General features: G+C 73.8%; 13 protein-coding genes. 7 read left to right on the top strand and 6 right to left on the bottom strand.

From position 1 onward, the window contains the following. The first annotated feature begins 20 nt into the window (after positions 1 to 20). Positions 21 to 926 carry a phytoene/squalene synthase family protein gene (locus ACFY0D_RS10295; protein WP_390797902.1) on the top strand — a complete coding sequence of 302 codons (906 nt, stop codon included), beginning with the start codon at positions 21 to 23 and terminating at the stop codon, positions 924 to 926. A gap of 25 nt (positions 927 to 951) precedes the next feature. On the opposite strand, the gene ACFY0D_RS10290 is transcribed toward ACFY0D_RS10295, so the two are convergent. Further along, positions 952 to 1,686 (bottom strand): transglycosylase SLT domain-containing protein, encoded by a 735-nt coding sequence (locus tag ACFY0D_RS10290; RefSeq protein WP_390797901.1) that lies wholly within the window; start codon positions 1,684 to 1,686, stop codon positions 952 to 954. 393 nt (positions 1,687 to 2,079) lie between these two features. Next, positions 2,080 to 2,988, bottom strand: a complete 909-nt coding sequence (locus tag ACFY0D_RS10285) for a dihydrodipicolinate synthase family protein (protein WP_390797900.1) — start codon at positions 2,986 to 2,988, stop codon at positions 2,080 to 2,082. A 71-nt stretch (positions 2,989 to 3,059) separates the two neighbouring features. On the opposite strand from ACFY0D_RS10285, the gene ACFY0D_RS10280 reads away from it, so the two are divergent. The 4 genes from ACFY0D_RS10280 to ACFY0D_RS10265 all read left to right on the top strand — a co-directional run bounded on the left by ACFY0D_RS10280 (position 3,060) and on the right by ACFY0D_RS10265 (position 8,566). Continuing rightward, positions 3,060 to 4,028, top strand: a complete 969-nt coding sequence (locus ACFY0D_RS10280; protein ID WP_390797899.1) for a LysR substrate-binding domain-containing protein — start codon at positions 3,060 to 3,062, stop codon at positions 4,026 to 4,028. 73 nt (positions 4,029 to 4,101) lie between these two features. Further along, a complete protein-coding gene (locus ACFY0D_RS10275; protein WP_314247657.1) occupies positions 4,102 to 5,187 on the top strand; it encodes an S-(hydroxymethyl)mycothiol dehydrogenase in 1,086 nt (361 codons plus the stop codon). 163 nt (positions 5,188 to 5,350) lie between these two features. After that, the gene (locus tag ACFY0D_RS10270) at positions 5,351 to 6,655 is read left to right on the top strand and encodes an alpha/beta fold hydrolase (protein WP_390798170.1); all 1,305 of its coding nucleotides are present in this window, start codon (positions 5,351 to 5,353) and stop codon (positions 6,653 to 6,655) included. Between the two features lie 132 nt (positions 6,656 to 6,787). Then, positions 6,788 to 8,566, top strand: coding sequence for a DNRLRE domain-containing protein (locus tag ACFY0D_RS10265; protein ID WP_390797898.1), 1,779 nt, complete (start codon positions 6,788 to 6,790; stop codon positions 8,564 to 8,566). A 33-nt stretch (positions 8,567 to 8,599) separates the two neighbouring features. On the opposite strand, the gene ACFY0D_RS10260 is transcribed toward ACFY0D_RS10265, so the two are convergent. Then, positions 8,600 to 9,418 carry an MBL fold metallo-hydrolase gene (locus tag ACFY0D_RS10260; RefSeq protein ID WP_390797897.1) on the bottom strand — a complete coding sequence of 273 codons (819 nt, stop codon included), beginning with the start codon at positions 9,416 to 9,418 and terminating at the stop codon, positions 8,600 to 8,602. Between the two features lie 18 nt (positions 9,419 to 9,436). Here ACFY0D_RS10260 and ACFY0D_RS10255 point away from each other — a divergent pair, with 18 nt between their 5' ends. Both ACFY0D_RS10255 and ACFY0D_RS10250 read left to right on the top strand, forming a co-directional pair. Beyond that, positions 9,437 to 10,198, top strand: a complete 762-nt coding sequence (locus ACFY0D_RS10255; RefSeq protein WP_390797896.1) for a PIG-L deacetylase family protein — start codon at positions 9,437 to 9,439, stop codon at positions 10,196 to 10,198. Between the two features lie 72 nt (positions 10,199 to 10,270). Next, the gene (locus ACFY0D_RS10250) at positions 10,271 to 11,104 is read left to right on the top strand and encodes an enoyl-CoA hydratase/isomerase family protein (protein WP_390797895.1); all 834 of its coding nucleotides are present in this window, start codon (positions 10,271 to 10,273) and stop codon (positions 11,102 to 11,104) included. On the opposite strand, the gene ACFY0D_RS10245 is transcribed toward ACFY0D_RS10250, so the two are convergent. From ACFY0D_RS10245 to ACFY0D_RS10235, 3 genes are all read right to left on the bottom strand, one after another. Beyond that, the gene (locus ACFY0D_RS10245; protein WP_390797894.1) at positions 11,091 to 11,891 is read right to left on the bottom strand and encodes a hypothetical protein; all 801 of its coding nucleotides are present in this window, start codon (positions 11,889 to 11,891) and stop codon (positions 11,091 to 11,093) included. The two genes, ACFY0D_RS10250 and ACFY0D_RS10245, sit on opposite strands and share 14 nt — an antisense overlap. A 36-nt stretch (positions 11,892 to 11,927) precedes the next feature. After that, positions 11,928 to 12,830, bottom strand: coding sequence for an SDR family oxidoreductase (locus ACFY0D_RS10240; RefSeq protein ID WP_390797893.1), 903 nt, complete (start codon positions 12,828 to 12,830; stop codon positions 11,928 to 11,930). A gap of 124 nt (positions 12,831 to 12,954) precedes the next feature. After that, the gene (locus ACFY0D_RS10235) at positions 12,955 to 14,070 is read right to left on the bottom strand and encodes a hypothetical protein (protein WP_390797892.1); all 1,116 of its coding nucleotides are present in this window, start codon (positions 14,068 to 14,070) and stop codon (positions 12,955 to 12,957) included. Between the last annotated feature and the right edge of the window lie 201 nt (positions 14,071 to 14,271).

The raw sequence follows: 14,271 nt of genomic DNA, 5'->3' as shown, positions 1-14,271 counted from the left end.
CGTTCAGGAGTACGACCACGATGCCCAGCTGGCGCACCACTCTCACTGCGGCCGGCATATCCGGCCCCCGGCTGCGCGACGACTACACCCACGCCGCGCGCCGGGTGCTCCGCCGCGAGCCCGCCCCGTACCTGGCGCTGCGGCTCCTCGCCGCGCCGCCGCTGGTGCCCGCCCTCGCCGCGGGTCTCGCCTTCATGAACCTGGTCGACGACGTCGCCGAGACCGGGACCCCGCAGCAACGGGCCGCCGGTCTCGCCGCGTTGTCCGAGCGGGTGGCGGCGGCCCTGAAGTCCGGGGACAGCCCCGACCCCCTCCTGCGGGCCTACGCGCACGCGGTGGACTCCCGGGGCCTGCCCCCGCACTGGGTCTTCCGCTTCCTGGAGGGCGCCGCCACCGCCGAGGCGGGCTTCGACGGCTTCGCCGCGGAGGAGGACTTCCAGGCCTACCTCGACGCCTACGCGTGGCCCGGGGTGCTGGTCTTCACCGGACTGCAGTACCAGGGCGGCCCCGACCCCGAACAGGCCGCGGGCTGGCGGCGGTTCGTCGACGCCGCCCAGCGCGTGGACTTCCTCGCCGATCTCCGCGAGGACCTCGCGGACGGCCGGCTCTGCATCCCGCGCGCCCGGCTCGACGAGCATTCGGTGACCCGCGCCGACCTGGAACAGGCCCGCGACACCCCGGCTGTGCGCGCTCTGCTGGCCGCCGAGTGCCGGCGTGCCCGTACGGCCCTGGACGCCGCCCACGGGATCCCCGGTCTCGCCGAACCCGGTCTGCGTCCCGTCGTCGCGACCATGACGGAGCTGATGGCGCACCAGCTGACCGCCGTGGAGCGGGCGGGGGTCACCGCCCTGCGCCGGGACATCGGCTACGGTCCGGCGGCGCCCCTGCGGATCCTCGTCCGCGCCGCCCGGCGTCGCCCGGTGTGAACCGGCGCGGGGAGTTTCCCGGTTTCTAGTAGGCCCCGTTGACGTTGTCGATCGAGCCGTAGCGCGCGGCCGCGTAGTTGCAGGCGGCGGTGATGTTGGCGACCGGGTCGTAGGAGTTCTGCGAGGTGCCGGGCACGTGGTAGGCGCGGAAGGTCGGATCGATGACCTGGAGCAGCCCCTTGGACGGGATCCCGTTCCGGGCGTTGATGTCCCAGTTGTTGATCGCCAGCGGATTGCCCGAGGACTCCCGGATCACATTGCGGTGAATTCCGTTGTAGGAGCCGGGAATACCGTGCTTGGCCATGACGGCGAGGGACTCGCGGATCCACCCGTCGAGATTGTTCGGGTAGGCGGTGGCGGGCTTCGCGGCGGGCTTGGCAGCGGGCTGGGCGGCGGGCTGGGCGGCGGGCTTGAGGGCGGTCCGGGCGGCGGACCTGCTCGCACGTTCGGTCTCCGCCTGGGTGCCGAGCTTCAGTTTGATGCCGGGCCGGATGATCGACGGGTTGTCGCCGATGACGCTCCGGTTCGCCGCGTAGAGCTGCTGCCAGCCGCCGCTCACGGAATGATCCGCCGCGATCTCCGAAAGGGTGTCGCCCGCGACCACGGAATACGTCGTGGGGGCGGCGGCCGTCTCCGCCGCCCCGGCGGTGGTCGCGCTGATCAGCGGCAGAGTGAGGGCCGCGCCACCGGTGCCGGCGAGAGCGAGCTTGCGGGTGATCCGGTGGTGCTTCGGCCGACGGTGCTTACCTTTTCCAGGCATGGCGGAATTCCTCACGTGGGGGGACGGGAGATCCCGGGCGGGGGCCGGATTCGGCAGCTGACCACCAGGAACGAGGTGACCGTAGGCGAGCCCGCCACGCGGGAACAAGACCCGAATTCCACCGATAGATCGACATCTCGCTATCGGTCGGGTAAATGACCTTGAAGGGGTATCCGTGCAATAGCCGATTCCCTTTCCGGGAAAAGGGAATCGGCTGTTGTGCGGAAATGATGTTGAGGTGTCCGGTGTGGCTCACATCACGGGTCGCCGACCCGATGGCCAATACGGGCAAGTCCGCCCTCCGGGTGCCTCATCAGGGCGACTTGCCTGTAGGCGGCGAATCGCCCATTCAGGACTCTTTCCGGCGGATTGCCGGCCGGTGCGCCCCCAGGGTCACTCCAGCCGCTCCAGGGCGGCCGTCACGGCCGTCACCGCCCTCTGCGAGGACGGCAGCAGCGGCAGCCGGACGTCCGGGGTCGGGATCCGCCCCTGGGCGTGCAGGACGCCCTTGAGCACCGCCGGATTGGGCTCGGCGAAGGCCGCCGCCGACATCCGGGCCAGCGCGTGCCCCAGGGGCCGCGCCCGGGCCACGTCGCCCGCCCGCCAGGCCGCGGCGAGCTCCGCGAAGCGGTCCGTCGCCAGATGTGCCAAGGCCAGGATCCCGCCCACCGCACCCAGCGCCAGCAGCGGGGAAAGGTACGCGTCGTCACCGGCCAGCACCTCGAACCCGGCCGGCAGGTCACCGAGCAGCGCGATCGCGTCCTCGCCGATGCCGCCGCCCGCGAACTTCATGCCGGCGACCCCCGGCAGCGCCCCGAGCGCCCGCAGCGCGGCCGCGTCCAGGGGCTGCCCGGTCCGGTACGGGATGTGATAGACGATCAGCGGGACCGGGCTCACCTCGGCCAGCCGCGCGAAGTGCGCCAGCACCCCGGCCGCCGAGGGCCGGACGAACGGCGGCACGGTCACCAGCGCCGCCCGCACCTCGGGCCACCGGGTCAGCCGGGCCAGCGAGGCCTCGGCGGCCCGGGTGCCGCCGGCCCCCGCACCGACGGCCAGCGGCGCGCCCCGCTCCCCGCAGACCCGGGCGCACACCCCGGTGACGAGGTCGCGCTCCGCCTCGTCGAGACCGGCCGCCTCCGCGGTGGTGCCGAGCGCGACGATGCCGGCGGCGCCGGCGTCCAGCACCTCGTGGGCGAGTGCCTCCAGTGCCTCGGCGGCGACCTCCCCGGTGCGGGTGAAGGGAGTGACGAGCGGTACGTGGATCCCGTGCAGCGGGAGGTTCTCTGCGATGTCCTGTGCCATGCCCAAGAGCCTTGCCCGTCCAAAGGATCAAATCCAGTTCGCGTTCCTTACCCGACCCGTAAGCTGAGCCGATGCTCGATGTACGACGCCTGCGCCTGCTGCGCGAACTCGCCCGCCGCGGCACCATCGCCGCCGTCGCCGAGGCGCTCAGCTTCAGCCCTTCGGCGGTCTCCCAGCAGCTGAGCGTCCTCGAACGGGAGGCCGGCCTGCCCCTGCTGGAGCGCACCGGCCGCGGGGTCCGGCTCACCCCGGCCGGCCAGAACCTGGTCGGACACGCCGAGGCGGTCCTCGAACGGCTGGAACAGGCCGACGCCGACCTCGCCGAAGCGCGCGGGGGCCTCGCCGGAGCCCTGCGGATCGGCGCCTTCCCCACCGCCACCCGGGCCATCGTCCCGGCCGCGCTGATCGCCCTCGCCCGGCGCCACCCGGGGCTGGAGCCGATGGTCTCGGAGACGGACCCGGCCGCGGTGGCACACGCCCTGCGGGCCGGGGACCTGGACGTGGCCCTGGTGCACGAGTACGACTTCGTACCCGCCGAGCCCGAGCCGGGACTGGCCACCGAACCGCTCTACGGCGAGGCGATGTATCTGGCCGCGCCCGCCGCCGGGGCCCCCGCCCCACCCGGAGGCCCCGCCCCCTGCCGTGAATCCGCCCCGTCCGGCGAACCCGACCAGGGCGCGGTCCTGCGGACGCACGCCCGGGCGCCCTGGATCACCGCCACCCCCGGCACCCTCTGCCATGCCATGACCGTCCGGGCCTGCCAGGCAGCCGGTTTCACCCCGCGGGTCCGCCACCAGGTCGACGAGTTCGCCACCGTGCTCGCCCTCGTCGCGGCGGGCCAGGGGGTGGCCGTCGTACCGCAGCTCGGGGTCACGGGACCGGCCGATCCGGCCGTACGCCTCACCCGACTGCTCATGGAGCGCCGTACCAACCTCGCCTTCCGCGGCGGAGCCGGCGCGCACCCGGCCGTGGCGGCCTTCGGCGCGGCACTTCGGGCCGCCGTACCACCGGATCTGGCCGGGTCGCGCGCCGGAACGTGACACAACTCCCTTACCGCGTGCCGTCCGTGTACGTTCGTTGATCCAGACGGATTCGATCAGAGCGGGGTACGACGTGACACATCGCGTACGAGGGGTCATCGCCCGGAGCAAGGGCGCACCGGTGGAGACGACGACGATCCTCGTGCCCGACCCGGGACCCGGCGAGGCCCTCGTCCGGGTGCAGGCCTGCGGGGTCTGCCACACCGACCTGCACTACCGTGAGGGCGGCATCAACGACGAATTCCCCTTCCTGCTCGGCCACGAGGCCGCCGGAGTCGTCGAATCGGTCGGCCCTGACGTCACCTCCGTGGCCCCCGGGGACTTCGTGATCCTGAACTGGCGTGCGGTGTGCGGCACCTGTCGCGCCTGCAAGCGCGGTCGCCCCTGGTACTGCTTCGCCACGCACAACGCCACCCAGCCCATGACCCTGGAGGACGGCACCCCGCTCTCCCCGGCCCTCGGCATCGGTGCGTTCGCCGAGAAGACCCTGGTCGCGGCCGGCCAGTGCACCAAGGTGGACCCGGCGGCCGCCCCGGCCGCCGCCGGACTCCTCGGCTGCGGCGTGATGGCCGGTCTCGGCGCCGCCCTGAACACCGGCAACGTCGGGCGGGGCGACTCCGTCGCCGTCATCGGCTGCGGGGGAGTGGGCAACGCGGCCGTGGCCGGAGCCCGCCTCGCGGGCGCCTCGCGGATCATCGCGGTGGACCTGGACGACCGGAAGCTGGAGTGGGCCCGGGGTCTGGGCGCGACCCACACCGTCAACGGGCGCACGGAGGACGTGGTCAAGGCCGTCCAGGCCCTGACCGGCGGCAATGGCGCGGACGTGGTCATCGACGCCGTGGGCCGCCCCGAGACCTACCAGCAGGCCTTCTACGCGCGCGACCTGGCCGGGACGGTGGTCCTGGTGGGCGTACCGACCCCGGAGATGAAGCTCGAACTCCCGCTCCTCGACGTCTTCGGCCGCGGCGGCGCCCTGAAGTCCTCCTGGTACGGGGACTGCCTGCCCGAGCGCGACTTCCCGCTGCTCATCGACCTCTACCTGCAAGGCCGGCTCGATCTGGACGCCTTCGTCTCCGAGACCATTCCGCTCGACGGCGTCGAGGACGCCTTCGCCCGGATGGAACGCGGCGAGGTCCTCCGCTCGGTCGTCGAGTTCTGACACCCCGTCCGGACCGGACCGGCCCGCCCGTCACGCCAGGCCGGTCCGGCCGGTCCGGTCAGGCCCTGCCTAGACTCGGACCGCCACAACCCCCGCGCCCCCGCCGCCACCCGGCCGGGGCGCGGTCCTTCATCTCCTCGTACCCCTGGGGGCGTCCGTGACCATCGCACACAGCTACCGCCAGCCCGGCACGGTCCTCACCGACCACCGGTTCTCCGTCCCCCTGGACCACGCGCGCCCGGACGGGGAGCGGATCGAGCTGTACGCCCGGGAGGTCGTGGCCGCCGGCAGGGACCCCGAGGGGCTGCCGTGGCTGCTCTACCTGGAGGGCGGTCCCGGCTTCGGCGCCCGCCGCTTCATCGGCCGCCAGGCCTGGCTGGAGCGCGCGCTGACCGAATACCGGGTGCTGCTCCTCGACCAGCGCGGAACCGGCCGCTCCACCCCGGTGAACCGGCAGACCCTGCCCCTGCGCGGCACCCCCGCGGAGCAGGCGGAGTACCTCGCCCACTTCCGCGCCGACTCCATCGTGCGCGACGCCGAGGCCATCCGCCCCGGCCTGACCGGCGGCGCGCCCTGGACCGTGCTCGGCCAGAGCTTCGGCGGCTTCTGCGCCACCCACTACCTCTCCACCGCCCCCGAAGGCCTCACCGCCGCCCTGATCACCGGCGGCCTCCCGTCGCTGACCGCCACCGCCGACGAGGTGTACGAGGCCGCGTACCCCCGCACCGAGCGCAAGAACCTGGCCCACTACGCCCGGTACCCGATGGACGTCGAGCGCGCCCGCCGGATCGCCGCCCACCTCGCGGAGCACCCGGCCGAACTCCCCGGCGGCCACCGCCTCACCGTCGAGGGCTTCCAGTCCCTCGGCATCCTCCTCGGCGGGGGCGACGGCAGCCACCAGCTCCACTACCTGCTGGAGGACGCCTTCGTGCCGACCCCCGCGGGACCCGTCCTCTCCGACGCCTTCCTGGAGGCCGTCCGGGCCCAGCTCTCCTTCGCCGGGCACCCCCTCTACGCACTGGTCCACGAGGCGATCTACGCCCAGGACCCCGCCACGCCCACCGGCTGGGCCGCCGAACGGGTGCGCGCCGGCCACCCCCGCTTCGACGCCGGCAAGACGCTCGCGGGCGACGAGCCGCTGCTCTTCACCGGCGAGACCATCCACCCCTGGCACTTCACCACCGACCCGTCCCTCGCCCCGCTGCGCGAGACCGCGGATCTGCTGGCCGCCCGTACCGGCTGGCAGCCGCTCTACGACCCCGCGCGCCTGGCCGCCAACGAGGTGCCGGTGGCCGCCGCCGTCTACCACGACGACATGTACGTGGACACCGCGCACTCGCTGGAGACGGCCCGGTCCGTCCGGGGCCTGCGGACCTGGGTGACGGACGAGTTCGAGCACGACGGCGTCCGCGCCGGCGGCACCCGCGTCCTGGACCGGCTGCTGGCCCTGGTCCGCGACGCGGCGTAACCGGTATCCGTGCAGGTCAGGGATGTGATGGGGGCCTCGATAAATCGTTCCGGCAGAAGTTGATCACACGGTTAGGGTGGGGCCTCCTACCCGAGGAACCGACCGATGTGTGGAGCGTGCATGCTGAGAAGGATGTCGAGCGCCGTCTCGCTGGCCCTGGCCGGCGGACTGGCCGTGACCGGCGTGGTGGCAGGAACGGCGACGACCGCCGTCGCCGCACCCGCCGTCAGCGCCGCGGGGGCGGGGGAGACCCCCGCCGGCGCGCAGGCCTGGACGCGCGTGTCCAAGAAGAACCCGAACCGCTCCTCCTGGAACACCGCCGACGACCTGCGCGTCGGCAACGAGGGCGCCGCCGAGGGCCTGTCCCGCGCCTACCTCCGCCTGGACACCACCGCGCTCGGGGGCGCCACGGTCTCCAAGGCGACCTTCCGGATCACCAACACGGGGGCCGCGTCCTGCACGGGCCGTCCGGTGGAGCTGTGGAGCGTCGGCGCCGTCTCGGCGAAGACCACGTGGAAGAACCAGCCCGTCAAGGGTGTGCGGCTGGCGACGGTCACGGACGCCAAGGGCCGTGAGGGCTGCGCGGCGGGCGACCTCGTCTTCGACGCCACCGCGTTGGTGAAGGAGGCGGCGGCCAGGTCCCAGGCCTCCGTCACCGTCGGTCTGTTCGCCTCGAACGAGTCCGACTCCTCGGCCTGGAAGCGCTTCGCCCCGGCCAGCGCGAAGCTGGAGACCACCATCGGCCGCCCCGTGCCGCCGGTGATCGGCTCCCCTGAGTTCCCCGACGCCTCGAACGGCGCCCCCGCCGGCACCGGCAAGGCCCGCACCCCCGGCACCTTCACCTTCGGCACCGGTGGCGCCGCCAACCTCGAAAAGATCGTCTACTGGTCGGACTTCGACTCCCGCCAGGTCACCGTGGCGCCGGGCGCCGCGGTCGTGATCACGCCGACCGGCTCCGGCCCCCACACGATCTACGCCTACAGCGTCGACCAGGCCGGATACCGCTCCGACCAGGCCGCATACCAGATCTGGGCCCTCGGCAACGGTGGGGTCCGCGACGCCGCCGGTGACCTGAACGGCGACGGCCTGCGCGACCTGTGGACCCTGGACGCGGCCGGCAGGCTCCGCTTCTCGGCCGGCCGGGCCGACGGCACCTTCGCCCCGGCCACCGACGGCGGGGCGTCCTTCACCCCGGGAACCCGGATCGCCGCCGGCGGGGACTGGGGCGAGGACGGCTACAACGACCTGCTGGTCCTGGAGCGGGTCGAAGGGCTGGGGGCCAAGCAGCTCCGGATCCTCCCCAACGACGGCCTCGGCAGCGTCCGTCCGCACGACGGCATCGTGCTGAGCGTCTTCTGCCCGGTCGCGGATCCGGACGCGGGGTGCGTCAACGACGACCCGGCGTGGACCGGAGACGACCACTGGTCCCAGGCCGAGGACACCGCCGACGCGGGTGACCTGAACGGCGACGGCGAGCCCGACCTGCTGGTCAAGCAGGGCGCGCGACTCTGGGCGTACATGGGCAGCCGCTCCGGCTACCTCGACATGAGCGGCGGCCCGGTCCTCGTCGGCAACGGCGGCTGGGACACCGTCTCGGTCCTCGTCCCGGGCGACACCGACGGCGACGGCGCGGCCGACCTGTGGGTGCGCGACGACGCCTCGGGCGACCTGTTCGCCGTGAAGGGGACCAAGAACGCCGCCGGGCACCTCGACCCCACGAGCTGGGGCACGGCGCAGCGCGTGAAGATCGGCTCGGGCCTCGGCCGGACGGCGTACCCGACCTTGGTCTCGGCGGGCGACTTCGACCGCGACGGGCGGGCCGACCTGGCCGCCGTCGGAGCCGACGGCAAGGCCGTCTGGTTCCGGGCGACGGTCACCGGGATCGACGCGACCCCGCGGCCGGTCGGCTGATCTCACCTCGACGCGCCGGGCCGGCGTCCCCGTTCAGGGGCGCCGGCCCACTGTCGTTTCCGGGGGCGGCTCCACGAACGCGCGGGTCAGGTGCGCGGTGGCCAGCAGGGCGCCGCGCCGCCGGGCCCGCGCCAGCAGGTCCTCCCGGGAGGCCCGGGCGGTCTCCCGGTCTCGCTCGTGGGAGTACGGCACCGTCGGGTCGCCCAGCTGCACCGCATGCACCAGTACGTCCCCGGTGACCACCACGTCCCGGGCCCCGGCGCCCTGGTCCACCAGCACCGACTGGTGCCCCGGGGTGTGCCCGGGCGTCGGCAGCAGGGTGATGCCGGGGGCCATCCGATGGATCCCGTCCACCTCGTGCAGCTGCCCGCTCGCCCGCAGCGGCGCCACCGTCCAGTCCCACACCGGGTCCGCCCGGTCCAGCCCGGCCACCTCCGCGCGCTGCACCACGTACCGGGCCGCCGGGAAGAACGGCTCCCCGTCGGACCCCGACGACCAGCCCGCGTTGTCCTCGTGAAGATGGGTCAGGGCCACGGCCTCCACGTCGGCCGGAGCGATGCCGGCCGCAGCGAGGGCGTCCGGCAGCCGCCCCGGGACCGGCGCCCAGGCGGCGGCGGGGGACCCCGCCGGCCCGACCCCGGCGTCCACCAGCACCCAGCGGCCGCCGGGCCGGGCGATCGCGAAGCACCGGAAATCGAGCGCCCAGCTCCCGTCCGGCCCGATCGCGCCCGGATCCAGCCGGCCGGCCCGCTCCCACGCCGCCTCGCTCGCCCCCGGGAAGGCGGTACGGGCCGGCTCGAAGAAGATCCCCGTGGCGTCGAGCAGCGCCACCACCTGCCCGTGTCGGTCCATTCGCCTATTGTGCGAGACATGACCGAACAGCCTGATCAGCAGCCCGCCTTGCAGCCCATGCCCACCGACTGGACGCGCGCCCTCGCGGTGGTCGCGCACCCCGACGACCTCGAGTACGGGTGCGCCGCGGCGATCGCGCACTGGACGGACGGGGGCCGGGAGTTCGTCTACCTGCTCGCCACGCGCGGCGAGGCGGGCATCGACAGCATCGCCCCCGCCGACTGCGGTCCCCTGCGCGAGGCGGAGCAGCGGGCGAGCGCGGCGGTCGTCGGCGTGTCCGAGGTGGAGTTCCTGGACTACCACGACGGCGTCGTCGAGTACGGCCTCGGCCTGCGCCGGGACATCGCCGCCGCCATCAGGCGGCACCGGCCCGAGCTGATCGTCACCCTCAACCACCGTGACACGTGGGGCGGTGCGCAGGGCGGCGGCTACTGGAACACCCCCGACCACAAGGCCGTCGGCCGGGCCGTGCTGGACGCGGCCGGTGATGCCGGGAACCGCTGGATCTTCCCCGAGCTGACCGAGCAGGGGCTGGAGCCGTGGAACGGCGTGCGCTGGGTCGCGGTGGCCGGATCCGCCACCCCGACGCACGCGGTCGACGCCGGCCCCGGGCTGGAGCGTTCGATCGCCTCCCTCCTGGAGCACAAGGCGTACATCGAGGTGCTCACGGACCAGGACCCCGAGGAGTACGTCCGCACCTTCCTCACCGGGAACGCCCAGCAGGCCGCGGCCCGGTTCGGCGGGCGTCCGGCCGTGGCGTTCGAGGTCTTCCCCCGCTGACCGGCCACCTCTAGTCTGACGATCCGTCAGTTCGGCGGGTCGTCAGCCATCGGGCCGGGGGTGCGGGACACGGTGATCGACACCATCTCCACGGAGATCGCGGAGGGTGAGGAGCGGATCAGGCTGGAGGTCGCGGACGGTCTCGCGGTCCTCACCCTGTGCCGCCCGGACCGGCTCAACGGCTGGAGCTGGGAGTCCACCCGCCAGCTCGGCCTGCTCGCGGACCGGATCCGCTTCGACGCGTCCGTACGGGCGGTGCTGCTGCGGGCCGAGGGCCGGGCCTTCTGCGCGGGCATCGACGTGAGCGCCCCGGGCGGCGCCATCACGGGCGCCACCCCGGCCGAGCGCACCCGCAACTACTACGAGGGCATCCGCTGGGTGCACGAGCGGTTCGCGGTCCTCGCCCGCCTCCCCCAGCCGGTGGTGGCCGCCGTCCAGGGCTACTGCCTCGGCTTCGGCTTCGAGCTGGCGCTGATGGCCGATGTCCGGGTGGCGGCCGAGGACGCCGTCTTCGCGCTCCCGGAAGCCGGGCTCGGTGTGGCGGTGGACGCGGGCGGCGACCTGCGCGTCGCCCGCGAGGCGGGTGCGGGCTGGGCCAAGTACCTGGCCCTGACGGGCCGGCGCGTCGACGCCGCGACGGCGCAGCGGCTCAACCTCGTCCAGCTGGTCGTCCCCGGCGAGGACCTGGAGGCCGCCGCCCGCGCCGTGGCGCAGGAGATCGCCGCCAACGCGCCGCTCGCCGTCCAGGGCATCAAGCGCGCGATCGACGGCTACGCCGATGCCGCCCTCCCCGCCGCCCTCGACCGGGTGGCGATGACCGCCGCCCTCACCCTCACCTCGGAGGACTGCCGGGAGGGTTACACCGCCAAGGCGGCCCGCAGGCCCCCGCGCTTCACCGGAGGCTGAGCACCGGCCGGGTCGAGAACTCCTCGTACATGCCCTCGCCGTCCGGGCCGTACGTGAACTCGGCCGCGTACGGATTGCGGTTGGCGGTGGCCAGCGGCAGCCAGCCGAGCAGATCGCCGTACCCGCCGCAGACGGCCTCCCCGCCGTCACCGCCGTGCACCGCGGACGGGTCGCCGCTCAGCTCCGTGCCGTAGCTGTCGTAGGCGATGTGCAGCCCGAAGGCGTTCGGCTCGTGGCGCAGGCGGCCGCTCCCGTACGACGGCTCGTCCAGGGGGCATTCGTTCCCCCACCGGAACAGGGTGCCCGCCCCGGCCCCGCACGCGTGCTCCCACTCGTCGGCGCCGGGTATCCGCAGCCCGTGTGCCGCGAGCGCGGCCGGCATGTCGGCCGCCGGCTCGGTCAGGGCCTCGTCCTCCACGGCCATGAACACGGTGGCCAGCGCCGCGGTGCGCGGCGGGCTGAGCACGTCGGCGAGATAGGACTTGAGGTCCTCGTGCCCGTACCCGTACCCCTCGTCCACGCCGGCCGCGAAGTCGGCGGCCTGTGCGGGCGTCGGCTCCCAGGCGTCCAGGTCGAACCCCAGCCGCACCGTGCCGCCCGGTACGAGCGCGAACTCCCGCCCCTCGCGCTCGATGCGTACGCGGTGCAGCGGCCCGCCCAGGTGTCCGACGGCGTCGAACAGCACCACCCGGCCGCCCACCTGTCCGGCGGCCTCGTGGGCGAGGCGTTCGGCGGCGGCCGGCTTGAGCGAGCGCCAGCGGTCAAGGGTCAGTTCGGCGAGAGACATGCTCCGATCCTCGCACCACCCACCGACAACCGGCGTTCAGGGGGAGGGGGTGAAGGGGCCGCGGCCCAGCTGGGTGCGGACCGGGACCACCTCGGGGCTGACCACCGACCGGCGCTGCCAGTTCGCGCCGTCCACCACCAGCGTGTGCCCGGTGATGAACCGGGCGTACGGCGATGCCAGGAAGGTGGCGGCCCAGCCCAGTTCACGCGGCGCGCCGACCCGCAGAGCGGGCTGCCGGGCGTCCTTCGCGCCGGGCGCGGCGCGCTCCAGGCCGCCCCGGATGTCCTCGGTCATGTCGGCGTGCGGGAACAGCCCGGGGACGAGCCCGTTGATCTGGATGCCGTACGGGCCCCATTCGACGGCGAGCGTCTCCACCAGGCTCTTCACCCCCGCCTTGGCCGCGGCGCTGTGGGCGAAGCCCGGCCCGCCCGTCCAGGCGTACGAGGCACCGATGTTCACGATCGAGCCGCCGGTGCCCGCGGCGAGGTGGCGGCGGCCGAACTCGCGGGTCATCAGCCAGGTGCCCGTCAGCGTGATGTCGACGACCGCCCGCCAGGCGTTCGGCGAGAGGTCCTCCGCGGGGGAGGGGAAGTTCGCGGCCGCGTTGTTGACCAGCACGTCCGGCAGGCCGAAGGCCGCCTGCGCGGCGTCGAAGACCTCGGCGACCCGTTCGGGATCCCTGATGTCGCAGACGGCGGCCGTCACCCCGCCCGCGCCGGGGACGGCCGCCAACTCCTCCCGCGCCGCCTTGAGCTGCTCGGCGCGCCGGCTCGCGATCACCAGATCGGCGCCGAGCCGGGCGAACTCGGCGGCGATGGCCTTGCCCAGCCCGGTGCCGCCGCCGGTCACGAGGACCACCTGCCCCGCGTAGGTCCCGGGGGGCAGGGCGGCGGCGCCGAGCGCCGGTGGCGCGGGCAGCCCGCGCAGAGGGTTCTCCATGCGCCCATCGATAGCGTGCGGGCGCTCAGATCACCATCCCCGGGCGGCCCGGGCCGTGCGGGCCCGGCGCGATCCGAAAGACACGCCCTCGTGCTGTGACCGGCAAACCTCGCCGGTCACAGCGCTAGCTCCCCGGGTTGTACGCCTGCTTGGTCGCGCAGGTCCAGACGACCGGCTTGAGCTTGCCCTTCGCGTTCACGGCCGAGCCGCCGACCCGGTCGGTGTCCGAGACCGCTTCGGCCATGCTCGCCCCGCCCGCAGCCAGCCGCGGCAGGGCCTTGACCGGGCCGGAGCCGGACCGCAGGAGTGCCTGGTCCGGCAGGGTCAGCATGTCCGGGTGGAACTTGGCCGTGCCGACGGTGAGGTTCGTCGTCGCACTGATCGCCTCGAACGTGGCGTACGGGTGCGTGCTCAGCACGACCGGGGAGGTGGGGTTCCCGGTGAGCGGGGGTTCCCAGACGAGCGGAGTGTACTCGTACCACGGTCCGGACCAGTCGTAGCCGACGACCCGGCCGCTCTCGTCGATGTCCTGGACGTAGCTGTCGTTCGCCGTGGGGGCCAGCAGCCGGGCGGCGGAGCCGTCTCCCGGCCACAGCACCGGGTGGGTGCCCTCCAGGTGCTGCCCGGTCTCGGGGACCTCGTAGTCCTGGGCGGCCATGCCGAGGATGTCGCCCCGGTTGTTGATGCCGGTGACCATCTCGATCCGGGACCCCGGACCGGCCTCGGCCGGGAGGGGCAGCTCGCGGACCTTCCGGCCGTCCTTCCAGACGGTGGCGACCCCGCCGTCGGAGCGGGAGACCACGTACCCGGCGTCGTTGACGTCGGCCTCGGTGCCGTGGCCGTAGCTGTCCGGCAGCAGGGTGATCGCGGCGTCGCCCACCCGGTACGTGAACAGGGAGTGGAGGTCGACCCCGTGGACGACGCCCACCATCAGGCCGTGCGCGTTGACGGCGATCACCTGCCCGGTCTGGTCCGGATCGCTCAGCGGGACCCGGTGCACGGTGGTGCCGGTCCAGTAGACGGGCTTGCGGCCGGAGACGCCGACGGCGAGGTTGCCCGTCCCGAGGCCGAAGACACCCTGGCTGGGCGGGATGTCGCGGACGTACGACTCGTCCCCGATCGAGCCGAGCACCTGGATCTTCGGTGCGCACTTCGCGTCGGCCGCCGCGGCCGGGCCGGCCGCGGTGATCAGGCCCGCCAGAACGATGGCGGCTCCGGCCGCGGACATGCTTCTTCTCATGTGGTTGTCCCCCCTGGACAGGTGCTGTTCCCCGTTGAGTCATGACACGTGCACGCCACATGTTGCCTGATCTTGGTGCGGGTGTGGCCTGAATGACGCGTGTTGGTGCGCTCCGGAGGGTTCTCCACCCTGACCGGTGGTTCCCAGGGAGGCAAGCGACTGCTTAGTATGCCCGCGGAGCGTGGTTCCTCGACGGCGGCT

It is taken from the genome of Streptomyces sp. NPDC001502 (assembly GCF_042894785.1).
Taxonomy (GTDB): Bacteria; Actinomycetota; Actinomycetes; order Streptomycetales; family Streptomycetaceae; genus Streptomyces; species Streptomyces kutzneri.
The sequence above is the reverse complement of the archived record's forward strand: the minus strand, read 5'-3'. Positions and strand labels throughout refer to the sequence as shown.

Excerpts from the sequence above, each read along its gene's own strand:
- ACFY0D_RS10280 (WP_390797899.1), top strand. The coding sequence starts at position 3,060 with ATGCTCGATGTACGACGCCTGCGCCTGCTGCGCGAACTCGCCCGCCGC.
- ACFY0D_RS10265 (WP_390797898.1), top strand. The coding sequence starts at position 6,788 with ATGTCGAGCGCCGTCTCGCTGGCCCTGGCCGGCGGACTGGCCGTGACC.
- ACFY0D_RS10245 (WP_390797894.1), bottom strand. The coding sequence starts at position 11,891 with ATGTCTCTCGCCGAACTGACCCTTGACCGCTGGCGCTCGCTCAAGCCG.
- ACFY0D_RS10260 (WP_390797897.1), bottom strand. The coding sequence starts at position 9,418 with ATGGACCGACACGGGCAGGTGGTGGCGCTGCTCGACGCCACGGGGATC.
- ACFY0D_RS10295 (WP_390797902.1), top strand. The coding sequence starts at position 21 with ATGCCCAGCTGGCGCACCACTCTCACTGCGGCCGGCATATCCGGCCCC.
- ACFY0D_RS10240 (WP_390797893.1), bottom strand. The coding sequence starts at position 12,830 with ATGGAGAACCCTCTGCGCGGGCTGCCCGCGCCACCGGCGCTCGGCGCC.
- ACFY0D_RS10235 (WP_390797892.1), bottom strand. The coding sequence starts at position 14,070 with ATGAGAAGAAGCATGTCCGCGGCCGGAGCCGCCATCGTTCTGGCGGGC.
- ACFY0D_RS10285 (WP_390797900.1), bottom strand. The coding sequence starts at position 2,988 with ATGGCACAGGACATCGCAGAGAACCTCCCGCTGCACGGGATCCACGTA.
- ACFY0D_RS10290 (WP_390797901.1), bottom strand. The coding sequence starts at position 1,686 with ATGCCTGGAAAAGGTAAGCACCGTCGGCCGAAGCACCACCGGATCACC.
- ACFY0D_RS10255 (WP_390797896.1), top strand. The coding sequence starts at position 9,437 with ATGACCGAACAGCCTGATCAGCAGCCCGCCTTGCAGCCCATGCCCACC.